The organism is Streptomyces sp. NPDC030991 (assembly GCF_055571235.1).
Genome location: NZ_JBVIFR010000006.1, coordinates 115,812 through 141,429, shown reverse-complemented (window position 1 = coordinate 141,429; position 25,618 = coordinate 115,812). Strand labels below are relative to the sequence as shown.

Annotated in this window: 27 protein-coding genes; 10 read left to right on the top strand and 17 right to left on the bottom strand. The window is 71.0% G+C overall.

The features are described 5' to 3' along the window. The first annotated feature begins 31 nt into the window (after window positions 1-31). From ACZ45E_RS13875 to ACZ45E_RS13855, 5 genes are all read left to right on the top strand, one after another. On the top strand, window positions 32-967 hold the full coding sequence (locus ACZ45E_RS13875) for an SPFH domain-containing protein (protein ID WP_468220339.1): 936 nt from the start codon (window positions 32-34) through the stop codon (window positions 965-967). After that, a complete protein-coding gene (locus tag ACZ45E_RS13870) occupies window positions 964-1,206 on the top strand; it encodes a type II toxin-antitoxin system antitoxin (RefSeq protein WP_468220338.1) in 243 nt (80 codons plus the stop codon). The genes ACZ45E_RS13875 and ACZ45E_RS13870 overlap by 4 nt, the downstream gene beginning before the upstream one ends. A gap of 145 nt (window positions 1,207-1,351) precedes the next feature. Further along, window positions 1,352-1,879 carry a PadR family transcriptional regulator gene (locus ACZ45E_RS13865; RefSeq protein WP_468220336.1) on the top strand — a complete coding sequence of 176 codons (528 nt, stop codon included), beginning with the start codon at window positions 1,352-1,354 and terminating at the stop codon, window positions 1,877-1,879. Continuing rightward, window positions 1,876-2,562, top strand: a complete 687-nt coding sequence (locus ACZ45E_RS13860; RefSeq protein WP_468220333.1) for an ABC transporter ATP-binding protein — start codon at window positions 1,876-1,878, stop codon at window positions 2,560-2,562. Before ACZ45E_RS13865 ends, ACZ45E_RS13860 begins: the two co-directional genes overlap by 4 nt. Beyond that, complete coding sequence (locus ACZ45E_RS13855; protein WP_468220331.1) at window positions 2,559-4,937, top strand: FtsX-like permease family protein; 2,379 nt, start codon at window positions 2,559-2,561, stop codon at window positions 4,935-4,937. Before ACZ45E_RS13860 ends, ACZ45E_RS13855 begins: the two co-directional genes overlap by 4 nt. A 22-nt stretch (window positions 4,938-4,959) precedes the next feature. Here ACZ45E_RS13855 and ACZ45E_RS13850 read toward each other — a convergent pair whose 3' ends face one another. Then, a complete protein-coding gene (locus ACZ45E_RS13850) occupies window positions 4,960-5,922 on the bottom strand; it encodes a hydrogen peroxide-inducible genes activator (protein WP_468220329.1) in 963 nt (320 codons plus the stop codon). Between the two features lie 132 nt (window positions 5,923-6,054). On the opposite strand from ACZ45E_RS13850, the gene ACZ45E_RS13845 reads away from it, so the two are divergent. Then, a complete protein-coding gene (locus ACZ45E_RS13845) occupies window positions 6,055-6,609 on the top strand; it encodes a peroxiredoxin (protein WP_468220327.1) in 555 nt (184 codons plus the stop codon). 16 nt (window positions 6,610-6,625) lie between these two features. After that, window positions 6,626-7,156 (top strand): alkyl hydroperoxide reductase, encoded by a 531-nt coding sequence (locus ACZ45E_RS13840; RefSeq protein WP_468220325.1) that lies wholly within the window; start codon window positions 6,626-6,628, stop codon window positions 7,154-7,156. 80 nt (window positions 7,157-7,236) lie between these two features. Here the strand turns inward: ACZ45E_RS13840 and ACZ45E_RS13835 are convergent, their stop codons facing one another. From ACZ45E_RS13835 to ACZ45E_RS13820, 4 genes are all read right to left on the bottom strand, one after another. Then, window positions 7,237-8,628 carry an AI-2E family transporter gene (locus ACZ45E_RS13835; protein WP_468220323.1) on the bottom strand — a complete coding sequence of 464 codons (1,392 nt, stop codon included), beginning with the start codon at window positions 8,626-8,628 and terminating at the stop codon, window positions 7,237-7,239. A 133-nt stretch (window positions 8,629-8,761) separates the two neighbouring features. Further along, the gene (locus tag ACZ45E_RS13830) at window positions 8,762-9,472 is read right to left on the bottom strand and encodes an aggregation-promoting factor C-terminal-like domain-containing protein (protein WP_468220321.1); all 711 of its coding nucleotides are present in this window, start codon (window positions 9,470-9,472) and stop codon (window positions 8,762-8,764) included. Between the two features lie 408 nt (window positions 9,473-9,880). Next, entirely contained in the window at window positions 9,881-11,203 is a 1,323-nt protein-coding gene (locus ACZ45E_RS13825) for a PhoH family protein (protein ID WP_468220318.1), read from the bottom strand. A 347-nt stretch (window positions 11,204-11,550) separates the two neighbouring features. After that, the gene (locus tag ACZ45E_RS13820) at window positions 11,551-12,324 is read right to left on the bottom strand and encodes an isoprenyl transferase (protein ID WP_468220316.1); all 774 of its coding nucleotides are present in this window, start codon (window positions 12,322-12,324) and stop codon (window positions 11,551-11,553) included. Between the two features lie 153 nt (window positions 12,325-12,477). Between ACZ45E_RS13820 and mgrA the strand changes: the two genes are divergently transcribed. Continuing rightward, on the top strand, window positions 12,478-13,515 hold the full coding sequence (gene mgrA, locus ACZ45E_RS13815) for an L-glyceraldehyde 3-phosphate reductase (RefSeq protein WP_468220313.1): 1,038 nt from the start codon (window positions 12,478-12,480) through the stop codon (window positions 13,513-13,515). Window positions 13,516-14,080: 565 nt separating this feature from the next. Here mgrA and ACZ45E_RS13810 read toward each other — a convergent pair. Beyond that, window positions 14,081-14,887 carry a class I SAM-dependent methyltransferase gene (locus ACZ45E_RS13810; protein ID WP_468220312.1) on the bottom strand — a complete coding sequence of 269 codons (807 nt, stop codon included), beginning with the start codon at window positions 14,885-14,887 and terminating at the stop codon, window positions 14,081-14,083. Window positions 14,888-15,113: 226 nt separating this feature from the next. Between ACZ45E_RS13810 and ACZ45E_RS13805 the strand changes: the two genes are divergently transcribed. Further along, a complete protein-coding gene (locus ACZ45E_RS13805) occupies window positions 15,114-16,424 on the top strand; it encodes a cytochrome P450 (protein WP_468220310.1) in 1,311 nt (436 codons plus the stop codon). Window positions 16,425-16,533: 109 nt separating this feature from the next. Further along, window positions 16,534-18,231, top strand: a complete 1,698-nt coding sequence (locus ACZ45E_RS13800) for a serine/threonine-protein kinase (RefSeq protein WP_468220307.1) — start codon at window positions 16,534-16,536, stop codon at window positions 18,229-18,231. A 54-nt stretch (window positions 18,232-18,285) separates the two neighbouring features. Here ACZ45E_RS13800 and ACZ45E_RS13795 read toward each other — a convergent pair whose 3' ends face one another. From ACZ45E_RS13795 to ACZ45E_RS13745, 11 genes are all read right to left on the bottom strand, one after another. Beyond that, window positions 18,286-18,630, bottom strand: coding sequence for a YwqJ-related putative deaminase (locus tag ACZ45E_RS13795; protein WP_468220305.1), 345 nt, complete (start codon window positions 18,628-18,630; stop codon window positions 18,286-18,288). Then, on the bottom strand, window positions 18,623-19,099 hold the full coding sequence (locus ACZ45E_RS13790) for an SUKH-3 domain-containing protein (protein ID WP_468220304.1): 477 nt from the start codon (window positions 19,097-19,099) through the stop codon (window positions 18,623-18,625). Before ACZ45E_RS13790 ends, ACZ45E_RS13795 begins: the two co-directional genes overlap by 8 nt. A gap of 20 nt (window positions 19,100-19,119) precedes the next feature. Continuing rightward, entirely contained in the window at window positions 19,120-19,530 is a 411-nt protein-coding gene (locus tag ACZ45E_RS13785) for a YwqJ-related putative deaminase (RefSeq protein ID WP_468220301.1), read from the bottom strand. Window positions 19,531-19,610: 80 nt separating this feature from the next. Then, window positions 19,611-20,240, bottom strand: coding sequence for an OmpA family protein (locus ACZ45E_RS13780; RefSeq protein ID WP_468220299.1), 630 nt, complete (start codon window positions 20,238-20,240; stop codon window positions 19,611-19,613). Further along, window positions 20,237-20,836 carry a hypothetical protein gene (locus tag ACZ45E_RS13775; RefSeq protein ID WP_468220297.1) on the bottom strand — a complete coding sequence of 200 codons (600 nt, stop codon included), beginning with the start codon at window positions 20,834-20,836 and terminating at the stop codon, window positions 20,237-20,239. Before ACZ45E_RS13775 ends, ACZ45E_RS13780 begins: the two co-directional genes overlap by 4 nt. Before the next feature lie 35 nt (window positions 20,837-20,871). After that, window positions 20,872-21,525, bottom strand: coding sequence for a pilus assembly protein TadG-related protein (locus ACZ45E_RS13770; RefSeq protein ID WP_468220766.1), 654 nt, complete (start codon window positions 21,523-21,525; stop codon window positions 20,872-20,874). Then, a complete protein-coding gene (locus ACZ45E_RS13765; RefSeq protein WP_468220764.1) occupies window positions 21,522-21,710 on the bottom strand; it encodes a hypothetical protein in 189 nt (62 codons plus the stop codon). Before ACZ45E_RS13765 ends, ACZ45E_RS13770 begins: the two co-directional genes overlap by 4 nt. A gap of 285 nt (window positions 21,711-21,995) precedes the next feature. Next, a complete protein-coding gene (locus ACZ45E_RS13760) occupies window positions 21,996-22,898 on the bottom strand; it encodes a DUF5936 domain-containing protein (RefSeq protein WP_468220294.1) in 903 nt (300 codons plus the stop codon). A 3-nt stretch (window positions 22,899-22,901) separates the two neighbouring features. Further along, entirely contained in the window at window positions 22,902-23,852 is a 951-nt protein-coding gene (locus ACZ45E_RS13755; RefSeq protein WP_468220293.1) for a type II secretion system F family protein, read from the bottom strand. A gap of 64 nt (window positions 23,853-23,916) precedes the next feature. Continuing rightward, the gene (locus ACZ45E_RS13750; RefSeq protein ID WP_468220291.1) at window positions 23,917-25,284 is read right to left on the bottom strand and encodes a CpaF family protein; all 1,368 of its coding nucleotides are present in this window, start codon (window positions 25,282-25,284) and stop codon (window positions 23,917-23,919) included. 2 nt (window positions 25,285-25,286) lie between these two features. Then, window positions 25,287-25,568 (bottom strand): hypothetical protein, encoded by a 282-nt coding sequence (locus ACZ45E_RS13745; protein ID WP_468220288.1) that lies wholly within the window; start codon window positions 25,566-25,568, stop codon window positions 25,287-25,289. Window positions 25,569-25,618: the final 50 nt, after the last annotated feature.

Genomic DNA, 25,618 nt, shown 5'->3' with positions numbered 1-25,618 from the left:
GAATCCCCAGCTCACACAGGAGGGGGCCGTCATGTCCGAGACCGACGCCACACCAGACGTACCGACGATGCCGAAGGCGCGTGTGCGCGAGTTCACCGCGCACAGCATCGGCGGCGGGCTCGCGCTGCTGCTCGGTCTGATCGGACTGACGATCGGCGTGGCCCTGGTCGCCGTCGGCGCCACGCTCACCTCGACGAGCGGCGCGGTGCAGGCGGTGCTGATCGCCGTCGGCATCCTCGTCGCGCTCGCGTCGCTCTTCGCGATGGGCGGGCTGAACATGGTGGCGCCGGGCGAGGCCCGCGTCGTCCAGCTCTTCGGCCGCTACCGGGGCACGATCCGCGAGGACGGTCTGCGCTGGGTCAACCCGCTCACCTCGCGCACCAGGATCTCGACGCGCGTACGCAACCACGAGACGGCCGTCCTCAAGGTCAACGACGCGTACGGCAACCCCATCGAGCTCGCCGCGGTCGTCGTCTGGAAGGTCGAGGACACCGCGCAGGCCAGGTTCGAGGTCGACGACTTCCTGGAGTTCGTCTCCACGCAGACCGAGGCGGCCGTGCGGCACATCGCCATCGAGTACCCCTACGACGCGCACGACGAGGGCGGGCTCTCGCTGCGCGGCAACGCCGAGGAGATCACCGAGAAGCTCGCGGTCGAGCTGCACGCGCGCGTCGAGGCCGCGGGCGTGCAGATCATCGAGTCCCGCTTCACGCACCTCGCCTACGCGCCCGAGATCGCCTCGGCGATGCTCCAGCGGCAGCAGGCCGGCGCCGTGGTCGCGGCCCGCCGGCTGATCGTCGACGGCGCGGTCGGCATGGTCGAGGACGCGCTCGCCCGGATCGCGGAGCAGGACTTCGTGGCGCTGGACGAGGAGCGCAAGGCCGCGATGGTGAGCAACCTGCTGGTCGTGCTCTGTGGCGACCGTGCCGCGCAGCCCGTCCTCAACACGGGGACGCTCTACCAGTGACCCCGCCGCCTCCTCCGCCCCGCAAGCAGGTACTGCTGCGGCTCGACCCCGCGGTGTACGAGGCGCTGGCCCGGTGGGCCGGGGACGAGCTGCGCTCCGCGAACGCGCAGATCGAGTTCGTCCTGCGCAGGGCTCTCGCCGAGGCGGGCCGGCTCCCGGGCTCGGCGGGCCCCATCCCCCGGCGGGGTCGGCCGCCCCGCGACTCGGGTGACGAGGGCGGGACAGCGGCCGACCGATGAGCGCGGCTGGTCGCGCACTTCCCCGCGCCCGCGAAGGGAACCGCGCGACCAGCCCCCAGGGCCGGCAGCCGACGACGCACCCGCTCGGCGAAGCAGCTCAGATCGCTATACACACCGGGTATACACACGGTGTACAGTGCTTCCCATGTCCATCGGCCACACCCTTCTCGGGCTCCTGGAATCCGGACCCCGCCACGGCTACGACCTGAAGCGCACCTTCGACGAGACGTTCGGGCACGACAAGCCCCTGCACTACGGGCAGGTCTACTCGACCATGTCCCGCCTCCTGAAGAACGGTCTCGTCGAGGTCGACGGGGTAGAGGCCGGCGGCGGCCCCGAGCGCAAGCGGTACGCCATCACCGACGCCGGCATCACGGACGTGCGCCAGTGGCTCGCGACCCCGGAGAAGCCGGAGCCGTACCTCCAGTCGACCCTCTACACCAAGATCGTCCTGGCGCTGCTCACCGAGCGCGACGCCGCGGAGATCCTCGACAGCCAGCGCGCCGAGCACCTGCGCCTGATGCGCATCCTCACGGACCGCAAGCGCAAGGGCGACCTCGCCGACCAGCTGATCTGCGACCACGCCCTGTTCCACCTGGAAGCCGACCTGCGCTGGCTGGAACTGACCGCCGCGCGCCTCGACAGACTCGCCGCGGAGGTGCGCCCGTCATGACTCCCGCCGGATCCCTTCTCACCGCCCACGACCTGCACAAGGCGTACGGGCCCACCCCCGCCCTCGACGGCGCCGCGTTCACCATCCACCCCGGGGAGATCGTCGCCGTCATGGGCCCCTCGGGTTCGGGCAAGTCGACGCTGCTGCACTGCCTCGCGGGCATCGTCACCCCGGACTCCGGGACGATCACCTACGACGGCCGCGACCTGACCGCCCTCTCCGACCGGGAGCGCAGCGCCCTGCGCCGCACCGAGTTCGGCTTCGTCTTCCAGTTCGGCCAGCTGGTGCCCGAGCTGACCTGCGTCGAGAACGTGGCGCTTCCGCTGCGGCTGACCGGTGTCAAGCGCAAGGAGGCCGAGCGCCGGGCGACCGGGTGGCTGGAGCGCCTGGAGGTCGAGGGCCTCGCGGGCAAGCGGCCCGGCGAGATCTCCGGCGGCCAGGGCCAGCGCGTCGCCGTGGCCCGCTCCCTGGTCACCAACCCGCGCGTGCTCTTCGCCGACGAGCCGACCGGCGCCCTGGACTCGCTCAACGGGGAGCGCGTGATGGAGCTGCTCACGGACGCGGCCCGCGGCTCGAACACCGCGGTCGTCCTGGTCACCCACGAGACGCGGGTCGCCGCCTACTCGGACCGCGAGATCGTCGTGCGGGACGGCAAGTCGCGGGACATGGAGTTCGCCCGATGACGCTTCTGGACGACCGCGAGAAGACCACGGCGGCGCCCTCCGCCGCCGCGCCGACGGGCCCGTCGGGCTGGCTGCGCGACCTCGGCCTCGGTATCCGCTTCGCCGTCTCGGGCGGCCGCGAGGGCTGGATCCGTACGCTGCTCACCGCGCTCGGCGTCGGCCTCGGGGTGGCCCTGCTACTGGGCGCGGCGTCCGTGCCGACCATGCTGCACCAGCGCGATGTGCGCGGGGACGCCCGCCAGCTGGGCGTCGGCATGGACGGACAGCTCGCACGCGGCGACCGCACGATGCTCACCCTGGACGCGTCCTCCGAGTTCCGGGACAGCACCGTCGGCGGCTATCTGGTGCGCCCCGAAGGGCAGCACCCGCCGCTGCCGCCCGGCGTCGACAAGCTGCCGGGCCCCGGCGAGATGGTGGTCTCGGCCGCCCTGCGCAAGGCGCTCGACGACCCCGGCAACAAGCTCCTCAAGGAGCGCTACCCCTACCGCATCGTGGGCACGATCCACGACGCGGGTCTTGACGACCCCTTCGAGCAGTATCTGTACGTCGGCAACGACACGCTGAGCACGGACCGCAACGCCACCCGGGTCGACCACTTCGGGATGGAGTACGCGAACGAGCCGATGGACCCCATCCTCATCGTGCTCATCGTCCTGGCCTGCGTCGTGCTGCTGGTGCCGGTCGCCATCTTCATCGCGACGGCCGTCCGGTTCGGCGGGGAGCGGCGCGACCGGCGCCTGGCCGCGCTGCGCCTGGTCGGCGCGGACGCGCGGATGACCCGCCGGATGGCGGCGGGCGAGGCGCTGTTCGGCACGCTGGTCGGGCTCGCCGTCGGCGCCGTCCTCTTCCTGGCCGCGCGCCAGTTGCTGGGCGTGGTGAAGATCTGGCGGCTCTCGGCGTTCCCCTCCGACCTGTCGCCGGTGCCCGCGCTCGGTGTGCTGATCCTGCTGGCCGTGCCGGTCGCGGCGGTCGCCGTCACGGTGTTCGCGCTCCGCTCGGTGGCGATCGAGCCCCTGGGCGTCGTGCGCAGCAGACGCACCCGGGGCCGGCGCCTGTGGTGGCGGCTGCCCGTGCCGGTCCTCGGCGCGCTGCTCCTGTTCCTGTCGGGGTCCTCTGACGCGGAGAACACCCTGGGCATCGTGCGGATCACGGCGGGCATCGCCCTGGTGCTGCTCGGTCTGGTGCTCGTGATGCCCTGGGTGGTGGAGGCGGCCGTGAACCGGCTGCGCGGTGGCCCGGTGCCGTGGCAGCTCGCGGTGCGCAGGCTCCAGTTGAGCAGCAACGGGGCGAGCCGTGCGGTCGCCGGTATCACCATCGCGGTGGCGGGCGGCATCGCCCTGCAGATGTTCACCGTCGGCATCGACGACGACTTCGCCAGGACGACCGGCCAGGACCCCCAGCGGGCCCAGATCGGGGTGAGCACCAGCGTCGCCAGCGGGGAGTTGGCCGAGCGGATGGTGCGGGAGTTCGGGACGACCAGGAGCGTCCGGTCGGTGATCGGCACCGTGGAGACCTGGGTGAGCCCCGCGGGCGCCGACCCGAACGCCGAGAGCGCGGAGAGCGTCTCGCTCTCCGTCGGCTCCTGCTCCACGCTGCGCGCACTGGCGAAGCTGCCGTCGTGCCGGGACGGTGACGTCTTCCGCGTTACCGGGTCCCAGTACGCCGAGGGCGACGCGCAGTTGGCGCGTATCGGCCGGCCAGGCGCCCGGCTGGCCATCGGTGACACGCAGTCCCAGAACTGGACGCTGCCCCGTGACGCGCGGCTGGTGAAGGCGCGGCGCGACCCGGGGGGCAACATGTTCGGGGGCATCCTCGCCACCCCCGCCGCCCTGGACGTACGGCACCTGACGAACGCCACGACCTCCGCGCAGATCCAGATCGACGAGTCGGTGCCGGACGGCGCCGAGTACGTACGCAACACCGCGTTCCGGCTCGACCCGGGTATGCGGGTGTGGAGCTACCGGCTGGTCGAGCGCGACTCGGAGTACGCGAGCATCCGCCGGGGCCTGTTCTCGGCGGCGGCCCTGACGATGACGCTGATCGCGGCTTCCATGCTGGTCTCGCAGATCGAGCAGCTCCGGGATCGCAAGCGCCTGTTGTCGGTCCTGGTCGCCTACGGCACCCGGCGTTCGACGCTCGCCTGGTCGGTGCTGTGGCAGACGGCGATCCCGGTGGTCCTCGGCATGACGGTGGCGATCGGCGGCGGCCTGGTCCTGGGCCGGCTGATGCTGCGCATGGTCGGCAAGCCCGTCACGGACTGGCTGCTGTTCCTGCCCCTCGCGGGTGTGGGCGCGGCGGCGATCGCGGTGGTGACCCTGCTGAGCATGCCGCCGCTGTGGCGGCTGATGCGGGCGGACGGTCTGCGCACCGAGTGACCCGCCGGGGCCCGTCGGCGGCTCAGCCCCTGGTCACCCGGACAGGCAGCCCCGACAAGGCACTTCGCAGGGCCCCGGCCAGCTCCTCGTACTCCTCCGCGCGCGCGGCCCCCGCCCGCATCGCGAGGGCGACGCGCCGGGTGGGGGCGGGCTCGGCGAAGTACCCGGTGAGCAGTTGGCTGCTGCGGCTGGTCTCCACGGAGACGGCCGTCCGCGGCAGGAGCGTCACCCCCAGGCCACCGGCGACGAGTTGGACGAGCGTGGAGAGTCCGGCGGCGGTCGTGGTGACGGGTGCGTCACCACGGCCCGCCTCCCGGCAGATGTCCAGCGCCTGGTCCCGCAGACAGTGCCCCTCGTCGAGCAGCAGCAGATTCAGCTCGCGCAGCGCCTCGCGCGGGATTCCCTCGCGCCCGCCGAGCCAGTGGTCGAGCGGGGTGACGAGCACGAAGTCCTCGTCGAACAGCGGGAGTTCGGTGACGCCGGGCACGCCGAGCGGGACGGCGAGCAGCAGCAGGTCGAGCCGCCCGGCCGTCAGCCCCTCGACGAGGGAGGAGGTCTGCTCCTCGTGCACCTGGAGGTCCAGCTCCGGGTACGCCTCGTGGACCAGCCGCAGCACGGTCGGCAGCAGATAGGGCGCGACGGTCGGGATCACCCCGAGCCGCAGCACGCCGGTGAACGGCGCCCGTACCGCCTCGGCCTCCTCCATGAGCGCGCCGACCTCGTCGAGCACGGCCCTGGCCCGCACGGCCATCCGCTCACCGGCCGGCGAGAGCAGTACTTTTCTCGTCGTACGCTCGATGAGGGTGACACCGAGTGTCTCCTCCAGGGTGGCGACCGCGCCGGACAGGGCGGGCTGGCTCATCCCTATCGCGGCCGCCGCGTCCCGGAAGTGCAGGTGCTCCGCGACCGCGGCGAACGCCCGCAGCTGCGCCAGGCTCGGCAGCCTCTTCCGGGCCCCGGCGGGCGTTCCGTTCTGTACGGCCACTGATAGCCACCTCCGATCAACACGACCGAGTCTAGCTATTTCCGTAATCAATGCACTCTGTGCCACGATCTTCAGCAGTCCAACCCATGGAAACGTCCTCAAAAGGGATGTTCCCCGCTGCAAGGAGAGCGTGTGCTCACTGTCGGTGACAAGTTCCCCGAGTTCGACCTGACCGCCTGTGTCTCCCTGGAGAAGGGCTCGGAGTTCGAGCAGATCAACCACAAGACGTACGAGGGCAAGTGGAAGATCGTCTTCGCGTGGCCCAAGGACTTCACCTTCGTGTGCCCGACCGAGATCGCCGCGTTCGGCAAGCTGAACGAGGAGTTCGCCGACCGTGACGCCCAGATCCTCGGCTTCTCCGGTGACTCCGAGTTCGTGCACCACGCCTGGCGCAAGGACCACCCGGACCTGACGGACCTGCCCTTCCCGATGCTGGCCGACTCCAAGCACGAGCTCATGCGTGACCTCGGCATCGAGGGCGAGGACGGCTTCGCGCAGCGCGCCGTCTTCATCGTCGACCAGAACAACGAGATCCAGTTCACGATGGTGACCGCCGGTTCCGTGGGCCGTAACCCCAAGGAGGTCCTCCGGGTCCTCGACGCCCTGCAGACCGACGAGCTCTGCCCCTGCAACTGGACCCAGGGCGACGAGACCCTCGACCCGGTCGCGCTCCTCTCGGGCGAGTGAACGGAAGGCTACTGACATGGCACTCGACGAACTGAAGTCCGCCATACCGGACTACGCCAAGGACCTGAAGCTCAACCTGGGCTCGGTCATCGGCAACTCGGACCTCCCGCAGCAGCAGCTGTGGGGCACGGTCCTGGCCACCGCCATCGCCGCCCGCTCCCCGCGCGTCCTGCGCGAGCTGGAGCCCGAGGCGAAGGCGAACCTGTCGCCCGAGGCGTACACGGCCGCCAAGTCGGCCGCCGCCATCATGTCGATGAACAACGTCTTCTACCGCACGCGTCACCTGCTCTCGGACTCCGAGTACGGGACGATGCGCGCGGGCCTGCGGATGAACGTCATCGGCAACCCGGGCGTCGACAAGGTCGACTTCGAGCTGTGGTCGTTCGCGGTCTCCGCGATCAACGGCTGCGGCATGTGCCTCGACTCGCACGAGCAGGTGCTCCGCAAGGCGGACGTCTCCCGCGAGGTCGTCCAGGAAGCTTTCAAGATCGCCTCGGTGATCCAGGCGGTCGCGGTCACGCTGGACGCAGAAGACGCGCTGGCGTAACACGTCCCATGAGTGAAGGGGGCCGGATCTGATCCGGCCCCCTTCACTCATGTCACGAGGCTCCGCCCCGGCCCCGTCCCTCAGTTGCCGGAGAGGCCCGAGCCGGAGGGACCGGAGCCGGAGGGACCCGAGTCTGAGGTGCCCGAGTCGGCCGGGCCCGAGTCGGCGGGGTCGGCCTTCGGCGGATCGACCGGGGCCACGTCCACCGCTGTCGCGCCGTGCGGCGCCGGGGCGTGGCGCATCGCCGCCTCCTGCGACCATGCGCGCAGGTACACGACGACCGTGTTGGTGACGGCGACCAGGGGCACCGCCACCACCGCGCCCCCGATCCCGGAGACCATTCCGCCGGCCGCGACGGACAGCACCACGGCCAGCGGGTGCACCCGCACCGCGCGGCCGAGGATGAACGGCTGCAGGATGTGCCCCTCGATCTGCTGGACGGCGAGGACGACCGCCAGCACCATCACTGCCGTGAACACGCCCTGGGTCACCAGCGCCACGACCACCGCGAGCGCGCCGGAGACGACGGCGCCCACCAGCGGGATGAACGCGAACAGGAAGATGAAGACGGCGAGCGGCACCGCCATCGGCACGCCGAGGAAGAAGATGCCGAGGCCGATGAAGATGGCGTCGATCAGGGCGACTATCACCGTCCCCCGGACGTACGCGGTCAGCGTGCGCCACGCCCTCGGTCCGGCCCCGGCGATCCCGGGCCGCGCCTGCGCCGGGAACAGCTTGAGCGTCCACTCCCAGATGCGCTTGCCGTCGTAGAGCAGGAAGAGCGTCGAGAACATCGCGAGGAGGATGCCGGTCATCGCCTCGACGATGACGGTGACGCCTTCGAGGCCCGCCGAGGTGATCTCGTCGGTGTTCGCCCCGACGGCGTCGCGCAGCGACTTCGCGATGTCGTTGATCTGGCCCTCGGTCACGTGGAACGGGCTGTTGAGGAGCCACTTGCGCAGATCGTCGATGCCGTCCTGGACCTGGTCGGACAGCGCGTCGATGTTCTCCTGGACCTGCCAGACCACGAACCAGCCGACGAGCCCCATGATGACGAAGCCGAGGATGGCGGTGAGGGCTGTCGCGAGCCCCCTGGGGACGCCGTGCCGGCGCAGCCGGGCCACGGTGGGCTGGAGCAGCGCGGTGATCAGCAGCGCCGCGACGAACGCGAAGATCACCAGCTGCACCGAGCTGATGATCTTCATCAGGACCCAGAGCATGCCGGCGAGTACGAGGAGGCGCCAGGCCGCTTCCGCGGCGACCCGCAGTCCCCAGGGCACGGCGGCGGCCGGCTCGGGCCGGGGCGCCACGGCCGGCGCGTACGCGGGCGGCGGCGGCACGTGCTCGTGTTCGTGCGAGTCGTCGGCGGCCGACTCCTCGGACCGTGCCTCGGCGCGCCGCTCGTCCAAGCGCTCGCCCACCTTGCTGATTCCCGCGCCGACTCTGCCGAGCCAGCCTGGCACACGCTCCATGATCCGTCCCTTTCCCCCGTGCGCTCTCACCACTCCCCCCGGAGCCTGTGGACCAAGACGGTACATCGGGGCACGGCAGGAGCCCCTCACCATAGGACGGTGAAGGGCTCCGCGAGGTTGAGCGGTGTGCTGCTCAGTACCAGTGGTTGGCCTGCCAGAACGACCATGCCTCGCACGGGCTGCCGTAGCGGCCGTCCATGTAGTTGAGGCCCCACTTGATCTGGGTGGCCGGGTTGGTCTGCCAGTCGGCGCCCGCGGAGGAGTACTTGGACGCGGGCAGAGCCTGGAAGAGGCCGTAGGCGCCGGAGGACGCGTTGGACGCCCGGTAGTTCCAGCTGGACTCGTGGTTCACGATGTTGCTGAAGCACTGGAACTGACCGGAGGGCACCATCTGACGTGCCATCGCCTGGATCTGGCCGACGGAGTACGACGACTGGGTCGAGAAGGTGGAGGCGTCGCGGGTCGCGGAGCGGCTGGCGACCTTCTTGGCCTCCTCGCGCTGCTTCGCCTCCTTCTCGGCCTTGTCCTTCGCGGCCTGGGCGTCCTTCTGCTTGGCGATGGCGTCCTCGGCGGCCTGCTTGCGGGCCGTCTCCTCCGCCGTCTTCTGCGCCGCGTTGTCCGCCGCGATGGCCTGCGTCTGCGCCTGCTGAGTCAGGGACGCGGTCTGCACCTGCGCCTGCTGACCCGCGGGGATGTCCGCGAGGAGGGTCGCCTCGCCGGCCGTGGCCTCAGGCTCGTTCGACGGCTGAGCGGTGCTGCCCGAGGCAACACCCACGACGGCTCCGACGGTGGTGACCGCGGTGGCCGAAGCCACTGCGAATCCCCGGACCGAGATCCGGCTCACACGGTTTCCTTCCAGCATCGCCCGCTGGAGTGTGACCCTCGCGGACGCAATCGTGCCCCTGAACACTGGCCTCCCAACTGACGGGTCACGGGAGGCACGGGCCCGGTGGGCAACTCCCGCTCGGGGAGCGCCACGTGGTGCGCGGGCGGCATACGACGTTCACTATGAAGTTCGGATGCAGCCGGGGCTGCGGTGGGGCTTTACCGCTGGGGGTACGCAAGTGTCGTATGCGGGGCCTGACGGAACCGAGACTCTGCCGTATCCGTACGCCGCGTGGCAATTCTGTGTTGCGTGTGAAAGGTCACACCCCGTTTGTCCCAAGGGGTTTACGGAAATGCACACGCGCCAAGACGCCGCCCGGATAAGCTCTCTGGCTTCTCCGGACGGCGCCAAGTGGGGCCAACTACCCTAGATCTGGCCGTCCTCCAGCATTTCGGTCACGAGGGCCGCGATCTGCGAGCGCTCCGAGCGCGTGAGCGTGACGTGCGCGAAGAGCGGATGCCCCTTCAGCTTCTCGACGACCGCGACGACACCGTCGTAGCGGCCGACCCGGAGGTTGTCGCGCTGGGCGACATCGTGGGTGAGGACGACACGCGAGTTCGCCCCGATCCGGGAGAGAACGGTCAACAGGACGTTCCGCTCCAGGGATTGCGCCTCGTCCACGATCACGAACGCGTCGTGCAGCGACCGGCCGCGGATGTGCGTGAGCGGCAGCACCTCCAGCATGCCGCGGGACGTGACCTCCTCGATGACCTCGCGCGAGGTGACCGCCGAGAGGGTGTCGAAGACGGCCTGCGCCCACGGCCCCATCTTCTCGGCCTCGGAGCCCGGCAGATAGCCGAGATCCTGCCCGCCGACCGCATACAGCGGCCGGAAGACCATCACCTTCTTGTGCTGGCGCCGCTCCAACACGGCCTCAAGGCCCGCGCAGAGGGCGAGCGCCGACTTGCCGGTGCCGGCCCGGCCGCCCATCGAGACGATGCCGATGTCCGGGTCGAGGAGCAGATCGAGCGCGATCCGCTGCTCCGCGCTGCGCCCCTTGAGGCCGAACGCCTCCCGGTCGCCGCGCACCAGGCGCACGTTGCCCTCGGGCGTGACGCGGCCGAGGGCCTTGCCGCGCCCGGAGTGGATCGTGAGGCCGGTGTGGACGGGAAGGTCCGCGGCTTCGGGAACGTAGAGGCTGTCCTCCTCGAAAAGCAGGTCGACCTGCTCGGCAGGCAGGGTCAGTTCGGACATTCCGGTCCAGCCGGACTCGGTGATCGCGAGCTCGGCGCGGTACTCCTCCGCGAGGAGGCCGACCGAGGACGCCTTGATCCTGAGCGGCAGGTCCTTCGATACGACCGTGACGTCGAACCCCTCGGCCTGCAGGTTGCGTGCGACCGCGAGGATGCGTGAGTCGTTGTCCCCGAGGCGGTAGCCCGAGGGCAGGACGCTGGGGTCGGAGTGGTTGAGCTCGACGCGGAGCGTGCCGCCCAGCTCCCCGGTGGGGATCGGGGCGTCCAGACGTCCGAAGCGGATGCGGTAGTCGTCGAGCAGGCGCAGCGCCTGCCGGGCGAAGTACCCGAGCTCCGGATGATGCCGTTTGGCCTCCAACTCCGTGACCACAACGACGGGCAGCACCACTTCGTGCTCGTCGAATCGGGTCATGGCGTTCGGATCGGCCAGCAGGACGCTGGTGTCGAGAACATAAGTGCGCCGGTCTGGCTTGTGGCGCTTGTTGCTGGTCACCACGGAAGGACGTACCCCCTCGGAAGAGGTCGGGGAGCGACGGAGGGAATGCAGGGCCGGAAGGGCGGGCAAGAACTGCCGGTCGTCGGCCCCTGAGCGCGGGCCGAGAGCCGGCCCTCCAAGTCGTCGTCCGTACCCACCTGCGCACGGTCCACCTGGTGCAAAGGGCCTCCCGGGCGGACGGCCCCGTGCCGTCCGCTGAGAACCGGCGTCCGTGGTTCGGACACCGACCTGGAAGGCTTATTCCCTCGAACACGCGCAGCCATGCCACGGCATAGGGCGGCGCGTACGTTAACTCCTGATGACCCTTTTAGAATCCAGCCCCGTGGTGCGGGGGCGGTGACGCGGGGTCAGCCGCCGAAGCGACGGTGCCGGGCGGCGTAGTCACGCATCGCGCGCAGGAAGTCGACCTTGCGGAACGCGGGCCAGAAGACGTCACAGAAGTAGTACTCGGAGTGGGCCGTCTGCCACAGCATGAACCCGGACAGGCGCTGCTCGCCGCTGGTGCGGATGACGAGGTCGGGGTCGGGCTGGGCGCTGGTGTAGAGGTGACGGCCGATGAGGTCGATGGTGACGTCGTCGGCGACCTGCTCCAGGGAGCTGCCCTTCTCGGCGGCGTCGAGGAGCATCGAGCGGACGGCGTCGGCGATCTCCTGGCGGCCGCCGTAGCCGATGGCGACGTTGACCACTATCCCGTCGCGGTCGGCGGTGGCCTCCTCGGCCTCCTTGAGGGCGGTCTGCATGCCGGAGGGGAGGATGTCGGCGGCGCCGACGTGGTGCACGCGCCAGCGGCCGTCGGTGGCGAGCGAGCGGACGACGCCCTCGATGATGGCGAGCAGCGGGACCAGCTCTTCCTGGGGCCGGTCGAAGTTGTCCGTCGACAGCAGCCACAGGGTGACGACCTCGACGTCCGTCTCGCTGCACCAGCCGAGGAACTCCTCGATCTTGACGGCGCCCGCCTGGTGGCCCTGAGCGGCGGTGGATCCGGCGGCCTTCGCCCAGCGCCGGTTGCCATCCATGATGACCCCGATGTGCTTGGGCACCTGGTCGTGGTCCAGATGGCCTTCCACCCGGCGTGCGTACAGCCCGACCAGCAGGCCGCGCAGCCTGTCGCGCAGGTTCACGGTTTTCTCAGCCTCTCCGTGCAGACGGCAGTCCCCGAGGGCGAAAGCCTACCCCCGCGAAAGCCCCCTCCCGCCCTCCCCCGGGGCCCCGAGGGCGCCCCGCTGTCAGGTACCCGCTAGGGCAGTTCAGGGACCTGACGTAGTTTCCTCTCCATGAACGACACTTCTCCCTACGTCGCTTCCGGCGACCGGTACGAGTCCATGGAGTACCGGCGCACGGGCCGCAGCGGCCTGAAGCTGCCCGCGATCTCGCTGGGCCTGTGGCACAACTTCGGCGACGACCGCACCCTCGACTCGCAGCGCGCGATCCTGCGCCGCGCCTTCGACCTGGGCGTCACGCACTTCGACCTGGCGAACAACTACGGGCCGCCGGCCGGCTCGGCCGAGCTGAACTTCGGCAAGCTCTTCGCGCAGGACTTCGCCCCCTACCGGGACGAGCTGGTCCTCTCGACCAAGGCCGGTTACCTCATGCACCCCGGCCCGTACGGCGAGTGGGGCAGCCGCAAGTACCTGCTGTCGTCGCTGGACGCGTCCCTGAAGCGGATGGGCGTCGATTACGTCGACATCTTCTACTCGCACCGTTTCGACCCGGAGACTCCGCTCGAGGAGACGATGGGAGCGCTCGCATCGGCGGTGCGGCAGGGCAAGGCGCTGTACGTCGGCGTCTCCTCGTACACCAGTGAGCAGACGGCGGAGGCCGCGCGGCTGCTGAAGGAGATGGGCGTGCCGGCCCTCATCCACCAGCCGTCCTACTCGATGATCAACCGCTGGACCGAGGACGACGGGCTGCTCGACACCCTGGAGGCGGCCGGCATGGGCTGCATCTCCTTCGTGCCGCTCGCGCAGGGCCTGCTCACGGGCAAGTACCTGAAGGGCATCCCGGAGGGCTCGCGCGCCACGCAGGGCAAGTCGCTCGACCCGGATCTGCTGAGCGACGAGGTCGTGCGGCGGCTGAACGGCCTGAACGACATCGTCGGGCGGCGCGGCCAGTCCCTCGCGCAGCTCGCGCTGAACTGGGTGCTGCGGGACGAGCGGATGACGTCGGCGCTGATCGGCGCGTCCAGCGTGAAGCAGCTGGAGGAGAACGTGGCGGCGCTCGCCGGGCCGAAGCTGACGGACGAGGAGCTGACCGAAATCGACTCCTTCGCCGTCTCCACCCCCGGTACGAACATCTGGGCCGGCCGGAGCTGACCCGGCAGGGCGCCACGGGCCCCGAGGGGGCTTGGGGCGCCCCGGGCCGGCGGGCCCGCGTCGGGGCAGAAAAAACGGGCCGGTCCGTGGGGGGGGGGAGACGGACCGGCCCGAGGGGGGTTTCCACCATAACCCTTCGTAAGTGCGAGCGCGCGCATTGGCGGGTCACAACTACTCTCCGGAGTCGGGCGGCGACGTTCGGGGGGCCGTTTCAGGCCGCTCCGCCGCAGGCCCGCGGCGTCCTCGCCGCTGTCTTCGCAGGGGCGCCGCCGGGGGTTCGGCATCCCTCTCCCGAGTGGTGCACCCGGTTGACGCGCGTGCACTCGGGCGGAGCGCCGGCGCGATATGGCGCATTCGGATCGCGCCCGGGCCCGGGCGCCGGGATCCGGCAGCCGCCCTGCGGGCGATCGGTGCCGCGCGGCCCCCTCCGCCGCGCGGTACCGCCGCGCAGCTTTGCTCGCGCGAATTGCCGTTGGTCCGAACTTACGTGAGGTTTCCGTGGGGATCGAGGGCGTCCTGGTAACGATGCGGAATCGGTCGCGCCGGCCGCGGCGCGCAGCGCCCGTTACATCCGGTTCTGCGGCTTGCGGGCCTCGATCAAATGCCGGGTGCTGTGGGCCACGAAGGGCCCGTCCTGCTCGATCTGCTCGTGCAGCGCCAGGAGTTGGGGCCGGTAGGCATCGACCGTGAACCCCGGGACCATCCAGACGACCTTGCGCAGGAAGTGGACGACCGCTCCGATGTCGTGGAACTCGATACGAAGGCGCTCCGCGCGCAGGTCGACGACCTCCAGGCCCGCGGCCCCGGCCTCCGCCGTCTCCGTGTACGGGTCCCTGGCCCGGCGGATCCGCTCCGGCTGCGGGCCGAGGAAGTACTCGACGACTTCGAACACGCTGCTGGGTCCCACGTGTTGGGCGAAGTACGTGCCACCGGGACGCAGCACGCGGGCGATCTCCGCGAAGGGGGCCTTGACCGGGTGGCGGCTGGTGACCAGGTCGAAGGCGGCGTCGGCGAAGGGCAGCGGGGCGTCCTCCGGGGAGGCGACGACGACCACCCCGCGGGGGCTCAGCCGCCGGGTGGCCTTCTCGACGTTCGGCGGCCAGCCCTCGGTCGCGGCGGTCAGCGCCGGCAGCGCCGGCGCCAGGTCCAGGACCTCGCCGCCGCCGGTCTGGAGGTCGAGGGCGGCTTCGGCGCGGGCCAGGCGCTCCCCCATGGCGCGGGCGTACCCCCACGACGGGCGCTCCTCCGTGGCCCGGCCCTCGAACCAGGAGAAGTCCCAGCCCTCGGTGGGCGCCGCGACGGCCTCCGCGACCAGCTCGTCGAAGGAGCGCCCGTGTGGGGCGGCCACGTCTGCGTCTGCGTCCTTGCTCATGGGTCCATGGTCGCAAAGGCCGGGGTCCCGTTCCTCTTCTTTTACCGGCGGCACCGCCCGTGACCAGGGTGGGGATGTCCCCCGGGCGGATCCGGGGGACGGCCCCTCTTCCGTAGGCCCCCGGGAACGCACGTACCCTTGGCGAACCCCCGCGCCCCGTCAGAATCACGGCCCCACACGTACCCGTAGGCCCTGCCCGTCCGTCCCACCGCAGAGATGCGAGCACATGTCCGTACGTTCCGCGATAGCGACCTGGCTGACCCGCCTCTACTTTTCCCGGCTCCGCAAGAAGGGGGGCCTCGACCTGTCCGTGCTGGCGAAGCTGCCCGACGCCGCTCTGCTGCCGCTGCGCCGCGAGCGCCTCGACCCGGTGCCCGAGATAGGCGAGCTGCGCGACCGCGAACCGGTCAGCCGGCTGCCGATCCCCGGGATGACGGTCTGGCTGGTGTCCGGTTACGACGAGGCGAAGGAAGTCCTCGGCGACGCGAAGGCGTTCAGCAACGACTTCCGCCACCTGGTCGGTGTGGGCGGCGCCGGGGCCGACCAGAACCCGGGCGGCCTCGGCTTCTGCGATCCGCCGGACCACACGCGGCTGCGGCGGCTGCTCACCCCCGAGTTCACGATGCGCCGCCTGTCGCGCCTGACGCCCCGCATCCACGCCATCGTCGAGGAGCAGCTGCTCCACCTGGAGAAGGCCGCGCACGAGTCGGGCGACGGCACGGCCGACTTCGTCGAGCACTTTGCGATGCCGGTTCCGGCCCTGGTCATCTGCGAGTTGCTCGGGGTCCCGTACGAGGAGCGCGACGCGTTCCAGCAGTTCTCGGTCGCCCGCTTCGACGTGCTGGGCGGCGCGGGCGCCTCGTTCGGAGCGGTGTCGCAGTCCCTGGACTACCTGCGCGGCGTCGTCGCCGAGCAGCGGCGCAACCCCGGCGAGGGGCTGCTCGGCATGCTGGTGCGCGAGCACGGCGACAACATCACCGACGAGGAGCTGACCGGCCTGGCCGACGGCGTGCTGACCGGCGGCCTGGAGACCACCGCGAGCATGATCGCCCTCGGCACGCTGATCATGCTCCAGGACCGTGAGCACTTCGACGCGCTGCGCGACGCCGAGGACCCGGCCGCGGTGGCGGCGCCCTTCGTCGACGAACTCCTGCGCCATCTCACGGTCGTGCAGACGGCGTTCCCGCGGTTCGCCCGCGAGGACACCAAGATCGGCGGTGTCCCCATATCCGGCGGCGACATCGTGATCGTCTCGCTGAGCGCGGCCGACCGCGACCCGCGCCTGGGCGGGGCCGGCGACGACATGGACGCCTTCCTGCCGGGGCGTCCGCCGTCCTCCTCGCACCTCGCGTTCGGGTACGGCATCCACCGGTGCATCGGGGCGGAGCTCGGCAAGATGGAGTTGCGGGCGGCCTTCCCCCAACTGGTGCGCGCTTTCCCGGGGTTGCGGCTGGCGGTGCCGGAGGCGGAACTGGAGTTCCGTAAGCTGTCGATCGTGTACGGGCTGGATTCACTGCCGGTGCGCGTGGCGGGGTGACGGGCGGGCCGGCGGTACGCGGGGACTTCCCCGGCGGGCCGCTGATGCGCACGGCCCGGGTTCGCGCACACGGCCGGGGGCCGGGAACCGGGATCAGGGGGCGTGGGGCATGCGCGAGGCTACAGAGGTGTTCGAGCCGCTGACGGCGGACGATCCGCGGACGGTGGCCGGGTACCGGCTCGGCGCGGGCGGCATGGGCCGCGTCTATCTGTCGCACACCCAGGGCGGTAGGCCGGTGGCGATCAAGGTCGTACGTCCGGAGCTGGCCGACGACCCCGATTTCCGGCGGCGCTTCCGGCGGGAGATGGACGCGGCCCGGCGGGTGCGGGGCGCGTACACGGCCGAGCTGATCGACGGCGACGCGGACGGCACCCCGCCCTGGCTGGCCACGCTGTACGTGCCCGGCCCCTCCCTCGCCCAGGCCGTGGCCCGGCGCGGACCGCTGCCGGTGCCGGCGCTGCTGTGGCTGACGGCCGGGATGGCGGAGGCGCTCCAGGCCATCCACGCCGCGGGGATCGTGCACCGGGACCTGAAACCGTCGAACGTGCTGCTGGCCGCCGACGGCCCGCGCGTCATCGACTTCGGCATCGCGACGGCGTTCGACGGCACGTCGTACACCGCCACCGGCGCCACCATCGGCACGCCGCAGTTCATGGCACCCGAGCAGGCGTCGGCGGCCCCGGTCACCGCGGCGACGGACGTCTTCTCCCTCGCCCAGACGGTGGCGTTCGCGGCGCTCGGCACGCCGCTGTACGGGGACGGCCCGGCGGTCAGCGTGCTCTACCGGATCGTGCACTCCGCGCCCGACCTCTCCGCGCTCCCGGCCGCACTCCGTCCCCTCCTCGAACGCTGCCTCGCCGCCGACCCCGCGGTGCGGGCCACGCTCGCGGAGGTCGTGGAGTGGTGCCGCCGCGAACTCGGCCCGGACGCGGACGCGGGCGCGGGCCCCGCCGTCTGGCAGGAGGCCAAGGGCCCGGAGGTGACGGTCCCGCCACCGGTCGCGCCGGCCGCAGCGCCCGCCCCCGTCCACGCCACCCAGGCGTACGGGACTCAGCCGCACGGTACCCAGCCGCTGTCGCCGTGGCAGGCGCCGGACATGGGGACGACGCGTCCGACCACGCCGGAGGACCGGGCACGAAGACGCCGCCGCGCGCTGCTCGGGGTCGCGGGCGTGGCGGCCGCGCTGCTGGTGCTGGGCGGACTGGGGTGGCGGGTCTGGGACGGCCGGGCCGGGTCGGGGTCCGCGAGTGCGTCGGGCCCGGGCACCTCGAAGACGTCGGAGCGGCCGAACACATCGGACAGCTCCGCCGGATCGGACACGGCGGACAGAGCGGATACGTCGTCCGGAGCGTCCGGCGGATCCGGCGGCGTGGCCCCCTCGGGCCCGTCCGCCGACGCCACCTCGTCGCCGCGGGCGACCGCGTACCCCTTGCAGATGCTGACCGAGAAGAACTCGCTGCGCATCAAGGACGGGGCCGAGCTCAAGGACCGCAAGGGTGACATCCGCTTCACCTGCGCCAAGGAGCACAGCTGCGCGCTGGAGACCACCGGCGGCGTGATCGCCCCGGTGTACAGCAACCCGGCCGGTCCCCTCGACACCTGCCGCGCCTACCTCGCGGGCAAGGGCGCCTCCAAGCGTCTGCCGCTGGCCGTCATCACGACCGGCAGCCAGATCTGTTTCGAGCAGCCCGACGGCTATATCGGCCTGTTCGTGGTCGAGACGAAGTCGACGGCGCTGCCGAAGAGCGGGTCCAGCTTCCTGTCCGGGGCGTTGACGGTGTGGCGGACGGAGAAGTCGGACGGCTGACCGGCCGGTTGCCGACCGGGCGGTTGCCGACCGGGCGGCGGCGGACCCGGCTTGTCACGCCATCTGTCGCAGATCGCTCAGCGCGTCCTGGACCCGGCCGTGCAGCTCGCCCGTCCGCGCGCCCGCTCCGACGCGCAGGCCGGCCTCAAGTCCGTCCGCCCGCTTGGCGAGATGGCCGTACCGGACCGAGAACCGGACCAGGCCGGCCGGAGTCCGTGCGTGTGCCCCGGGGACCTCGACCGCCAGGAACGGTTCGCGCTGCGCGGCGGGAAGCCGGCGGAAGAACTCGGTGACCGCGGGGTGCAGGTCCGGCTCGGACTCCGCGTCGAGATCGGTCTGGCTGAAGATCTGCCCGTGCACCAGCAAGGATGCCGCGGTGACCGGAATGTGCTCAGGCATAGTAGTCCTCCGCGTCCTGCAGCGGATATCCCCGCGAATAGTTCATGAGCGCCGCATATTTGTCGTCGCCGAGGAAGTACTCGCCGCTGTGGTGCAGATAGAAGAAGCGCCCCGCTTCGTCCATCAGGACCGTGCCGCCGTCGTACGTGTCGTGCGCGACGGGAAAGACCTTCTTCCCCAGGGCGTCGGCGAGTTCCTGGACGTCCTCCGCCGCACCCCGGTACATGAGCCGTGGATTGAACTCCACCGTGTCTTCGGGGGAGTCGTGCAGGGGTGCCACCAGGCCGACGTGCTCCCGCAGGAAATCGAGGGCGGGCCGGATGACGTCGAGGCTGCCGCCGTCGTCGCGGAACGATCTCTGGACGAATTCCGTCTCAGTGGCGGCGAGGTCGTCGCACCTGCGGCCCGGGAACCAGCCGGCCGCCGCCAGCCAGGTGTCGACCGCCTCGGGCGTCTTCAATACGGACACAGTTCTCTTCCTCTTCCAGGTCAAACGGGTGTGACGCCGATGAGCGGCAGCATGCGTTCGCAGGAGGGGCAGGGCGGCTTGTACGCCCCGTGCGGCAGGTAGCCCTCCCGGTCGGGATTCATGTCGCCGGTCTGCCGCGTATGGACCTGCGCTCCGTCCATCGCTCTCCTGACGTCCTCGGGGGTCCTGATCGCGGCGCCGCCCTCCTCGCCCATGGCGTGCAGCCGGTCGGAGATCAGCGCCACTTCCGCGCACTTCCCGTGCCCGACCCCCAGGTTCACGTCCTGGGCCCGCGCCTGCCGCTCGACGTCGTCCAGGACGGTCTGCAAGGCGGGATGTACGTCCAGCTGTGCCTGCGGATCCGGGTTCTGCGGGTTCTTCTTCAGCTTCGACACACTGGTGTGTCCCGTCAGGACGCCGTTGTGCAGCAAGGCACCTGAACATGCATATCGGCCGCCCGAGCCGCGGTCTCTGACCTGACCGGCCGGTCGGCGGCCCGGTCGCGGAGGCGTCAGTCCCCCTTCGGGAACGACACCTCCACCCGGCGGTTCTTCTTGCGGCCCTGTTCGGAGGTGTTGTCCGCGATCGGGTAGTCCTCGCTGTAGCCGCGGACCTGGAACGTGAGATCCGCGCCCTTCGCGCCGAGTGCCGCCGACAGTTCGTCGTGCACGGCTTCCGCGCGCTTCTTGGAGAGGGTGAGGCCGTGGGCGTACGAGCCCAGGTTGTCGGTGAAGCCGAACACCCGTACCGCGCTCGCCTTCTGGGTGTTGATCTCGTCCGCGATGGTCTGGATGCGGGAGCGTGCGTCCGGGTTGAGTGTGGCGCTGTCCTTGGGGAAGAGGACCTCGGCCTGGAGCGCGAAGGTGATGTTCTCGTTCGTGTCGGAGCGGCGTTCGTCGCCGGAGAGGTCCTCCACGACGGACTTGATGTCCAGCACCTTGGCGGGGGCGAGCGTCGCCCCGTCGGCGAGCTTGAGGCCGGGGCTGTTGGCGTCCACCTGCGGGGGCGGGGAGCTGGAGCTCGTACCGGGCGGCGCGGACGGGCTCGGGTCGGCGGCGTGCGTCGGGACCGGGGAGAGGAGGAGGGCGGTGGCCGCGGTCAGCACCACCGCTGCGGTCGGACTCCGTCGGGGCATCGTCATTCGCCCTCGGTGATCTCGATCGACGCGGGGGGCATCGCGCCGACCTGGAACGAGAGCTTGTCGGTGCCTTCGGGTGGGGCGGGGAACTGGGCGTACCAGGTGGCGGTCTCGCCGTTGCGGACGCCGCCGGTGAAGCGGGTGCACAGGCACCGCCCCTCCGTGTCGCGCAGGATGAGGTACTTCTTCTTGCCCGCCTCGTCGACGAGCGCGGCGCCGGCGATGGAGCCGCCGTTGGTCATCAACTCCCGCTCGTCTCCGCGCCAGTTGACCGGCACCCACGCTTTTCCGGTGCCGTTGGTCACCGTGCCCTGCACCGTGAGGAAACCGCCCGCGTCCCGGGCCGCCGACGTGACGGACAGCGCGATGCCGTTCTCGCCCTTAACCTCGGCCAGGACTTGGTCGGCCGAGGCCGGGGGCGTCGAGGACTCCGCTCCCCCGCCCTTGCTCGTGGACGTCGTCGGCGTGGCGGAACCCTTCCCCTTGTCGCCGTCGTCGTCTCCGCTGCCGCCGCAGCCGGCGACCGTGAGAACCAGCCCCGCCGTGATTGCCGCCAGGGTCAGTGACCGACGGCTCGTCGTCGTACGCCGAAGTTTCATGGCTGCGGCATCCCTCTTTCTCGTCGTTCGCTACGTCAGTCGGCCAGGTGGACGGAGAACAGGTCGGAGGCGTCCGGCAGGTCCAGCGGGTCGAAGTCCTCGGGGTCGATCGTGAAGTCGGCTCCGTCGCAGTCGAGTTCGACGGGCTTCTTCGGATCGGCGTCCGTGGGGAGGTCGCAGCGGGGTTCGATGACCGCCGTGGCGTGCGCCCTCGCGTGCTGGGACTCCGTGCCGGGGATGACGGTGTCGCCCACCGTGTACTGGGTCTCGATCTCCACCGAGTAACCGGGGAAGCCGTTGACCTCGGTCTCGGTGGGCCCCCCGATGACCGTGGCGTCGTTCTGCGCCGCCAGGTCACCGGCGGCGGCGTCAGCGCCGGCTCCTTCGAGGTCCTGGCCCGTGAGCCGGTCCAGCCAGTCCTCGTCGTGGTCGAGCACCGCCTTGCCGAGGCCCTCCATCAGCTCGTCCCGGGCGGACTGCGTCGCCGCCAGAGCGGCCGCGTCGGCGGCGGACTGCGCACCGTTGCGCGCCGAGGCCGCCTGGGCGAACGCGAAGAACGCGAACGCGGCGAAGAGCAGGATGGCCGTCATCCAGATGTAGACCGGGAGCGTCGAACCCCGGTCACCTCGGGGACGGAGCCGGCCACCACAGGGACGGCGCCGGTCACCACGGGGACGGAGCTCCGTCAGCCGCCGATGACGTTGCTGATGGCGTCCAGCACGGCGCCCGAGATCAGTCCGTCCAGCCCGAGACTGTCGATGGCCACGAAGATCCCGGCGATCAGAATCATCAGCCCCGCATACTCCACGAACCCGGCACCCGCATCCCGCCGAGCCCCCCGGACCCGCTCGCCCAGCGCACTCGTCCACGACACCCACGCCCCGAGCACTCGGTTCTTGATCACGGGAACCCCCTTCCGGCACTTCCTCCAAGGCGACCAGAACAACACACGCAACGTACGCGAAGTGCGACCCTGCGCACCCGGTTTCGCCGATTAAGTGGCCTGCCTTGACCGGAAGTTGTCGGGGCGTTGCCCGGGGCGTCATCGCGTGTCAGCTCCCCTCGCAGGAGACCGCCGGGCCACCCGGGCCCGGCATTCGCATGAGCCAACCTTTGCTCATTGTCACTGTAGCCAGTCCGGTATCGACCTAGGAATGGTTCAACGGCCCAATATCGAACCGAAGTTGCTTCCGGAACCGAGGAACATGCCCGTCGCGATCAGGATCATGGTCGCGGGGAGCATGAAGACCAGCGTCACCATCGTTGCCTTCGGGATCGTCTTCGCGGCGCGGCGGCGCGAGTTCTGGGCGTCGGTGCGGCGCATGTCGGTGGCGAGCTGGATCAGGGTGTCCGCGATGGGTGAGCCCAGCTCCTCGCCCTGCTGCAAGGCGGAGACGAACTGGGCGACCTGCTCGGAGGCGTTGCGGCGGCGCAGTTCGTCGAAGGCCTGGCGGCGCGGGACGCCCATGTCCATCTGGCGCAGGGTGATGCGGAGTTCGTCGGCCCAGGGGCCCTCGTACTTCTCCGCGACGCGGTCCAGCGCCTGGCGGAAACCGAGGCCCGCCGAGACGACGACCGCGAGGACGTCGAGGAAGTCGGGGAGGGTCCGGTCGATGACCTCCTTGCGTTCGCGTACCGCCTGCCAGATCAGGGCGTCGGCGGCCAGCGCGCCGAAGGCCAGGGTGAGGAGGGCGAGGAGCGGGCTGCCGTTGGAGAGGAAGACCAGGGCCATGACGACGCCGAAGAGGCCGTAGACCGCCCTGCGCGCCCCGTACCGGTCGATGGTGAGGCCGCCGGGGTTCCCCGCCATGTCGATCTTCCGGCGTTTGGCGTCCACGCGGCGCGGGCCCATCAGGCGCAGGACCAGCGGTGCGAAGCGCATGCCCAGGCGGTCCACCGCGGAGCCCGCCGTGGAGACCCGGGTGGCGCCCACTTCGAGGGCGAGGGCGAGGTCGCTGGGGACCTTGGCCTCGGCGCGGTACATGCGGATGCCGGTGCAGACGCCGAGGACGGCCGCGCCGGTGAGGAGGGCGAGGAGCAGGCCGACGAGGGTGGGTGACATGGGTCAGACCTCGATCTTTCCGAGGCGCCGGATCACGAAGAATCCGATGGCGTACAGGCCGAGGGAGATGAGGATGAGGGTCTGTCCGAGGGGGGAGCCGGTCACGCGGGCCAGGGCGCCCTCGTTCGAGGAGTTGATCAGCAGGAGGGAGCCGAGGCCGAGGAGGGGGACCGTGAACGCCGTCGCGTTCACCTCGGAGAGCATCGTACGGATCTCGCGCCGGGTCTCCTTGCGGTCCTCCAGGGTCTGGGTGAGGTTCCGCAGGGAGGAGACGACGGTGCCGCCCGCCTTGTTGGCGAGGACCAGGGTCGTGACGAGCACGATGAGTTCGCGGGAGGGAAGGCGGGCCGCGAGTTCGTCCAGCGCGTCGTCGACCGAGCGGCCGAGCGCCAACTGGTCGGCGACCCGGCTCAGCTCCTCGCCCGCGGGCGCCTCCAGTTCCTCGGCCGCCATCGCGAGTGAGGTGCGCAGGGCGAGCCCGGCGGCCGTCGCGTTGGCCAGGAGGCGTGCTACGTCCGGGAGTTGGTTGATGAAGGCTTCGATCCGCTTCTGGCGCTGCCAGTTGAGGAAGATGATCGCGGCCCAGACGACGACAGCTCCTGCGATCGGGCCGAAGAACGGGGCCAGGGTCGTCGCCGCGAGCAGCCACAGACCGACGCCGACCGCGGCCACGTAGACGGAGAACTCGCCCGCCGTCAGGTCCAGGCCCGTGGCGGAGAGCCGGAGGTGGACGGCGCGGCCCAGGCGCGTGCGGCGCAGGCGGCGGTCGACCGTCGGGAAGCGGCGCGCGCGGCCGCCCGCCGGGCCGTCCTGGCCGCCGACCCGGTAGCCGTCCAGGCGGTCGACGAGGGCTTGGCGCTGGGCGCGCCCGGAGGCGTACACGTGCACCCCGGCCACGGCGAGCGCGCAGGTCAGGACCGTGGCTCCGAGGGCGATGAGGGCGGGGTCCGTCATGCGGCGGGCCCCTTTCCGCCGGCGTGGGCGCGGGCACGAGTGCGAGTGTGGGTGCGGGTGCGGGTCATCCCGTGGCCTCCCTCGTGTGGCGTACGTCGATGGACTCGACGACCCCGAACGCCGGTGGGACCGCCTCCCCCGCCAGGTACAGCCGGTCCGCGACGCGGCGCGGCAGCGGCAGGTGTTCGTAGGAGCCGTTGACCCGGCGCCGTTCGGGGTCCGTGGCGCCCGACACGTACGGCTGGGCGACGAAGCGGGTCACCGTCGCGATGGTGAACTGTTCGCGGCCGTGCGAGACGAGCAGGGCGATCTCGCTGATCCGGCGGGAGCCGTCGGCGTGCCGGGTGAGCTGGACGAGGACGTCGACGGCCGAGTTGATCTGGTCGCGGAGCGCCTCGAAGGGGACGTCGACCTCGGACATGGAGCCGAGGGTCTGGAGGCGGGTGAGGGCGTCCTCGGCGGTGTTGGCGTGGACGGTCGCGAGGGAGCCGTCGTGGCCGGTGGACATGGCTTGCAGCATGTCGAGCGTCTCGCCGCCGCGGACCTCGCCGACGATGATGCGGTCGGGGCGCATGCGCAGGCTGTTGCGGACGAGGTCGCGGATGGTGACCTGGCCCTTGCCCTCGACGTTGGCGGGCCGCGACTCCAGGCGGATCACGTGGTCCTGCTGGAGCTGGAGCTCCGCCGAGTCCTCGATGGTGATGATGCGCTCGTGGGAGGGGATGAGCGCGGAGAGGGCGTTGAGGAGCGTCGTCTTGCCCGAGCCGGTGCCGCCGCTGACGATGACGTTGAAGCGGGCCCGGACGAAGGCGGCGAGCAGCATCAGCATGTGCTCGTCGAGCGAGCCGAGTTCGAGGAGTTCGGTGAGGCTGTACGCGCGGGGGAAGCGGCGGATGGTGAGGGTCGCGCCGGTGAGGGAGAGGGGCGGGATGATCACGTTGACGCGTTCGCCGGTGGGCAGGCGGGCGTCGACCATGGGGTTGGACTCGTCGACGCGCCGGTTGACCGTGGAGACGATCCGCTCGATGGTCTGCATGAGCTGCTCGGGTGAGGCGAAGCGCATGGGGAGCTGTTCCACGCGGCCGGCGCGCTCCACGAAGATGGCGTCCGGGCCGTTGACCATGATCTCGGTGACGGAGGCGTCCGCGAGGAGCGGTTCGAGGATGCCGAGGCCGAGCGCCTCGTCGACGACGCGGCGGATCAGCTGGGTCCGCTCGGTCGAGGAGAGGACCGGGCCCTCGCGGCTGATGATGTGGCCGAGGACGCGCTCCAGGCGGACGCGGCGGTCCGCGGCCTGGAGCGAGGACATCTCGGCGAGGTCGATCTCTTCGAGGAGTTTGGCGCGGTAGACGGCGATCAGGCCCTCGTCGCGGTCCGGGGGCGTGCTGGTGGCGGTGTCGCGCGTGGCGACCACGCGGGAGCGCAGGCTCATCGTCAACTCCCGTCGGTCTGTTCGTCGTTGGGCATGGTCGCGGCGCGGCGCAGGTCCCAGCCGTCGAAGAGGGGGATGATCGCCGGTACGTGGACGGTGACGGTGGCGGTGACGCTCTCGCCGCCGCCGATCGTCGCCGAGGGGTCCAGCCAGCCGCTGGCCGCCGAGGCTGCCGCGATCTGGCCCGTGCCCTGGTGCAGGGATTCGGCGCGGGCCGCCGCGCGGGCGGCGCTGCCCGCCTGGTTCGCCCCGTAGCCGACGAGGCCGAGCTGGATGGCGGCCATGCCGACGATGAGGAGGAAGGGGAGGAATCCGGCGAACTCCAGGATGGAGA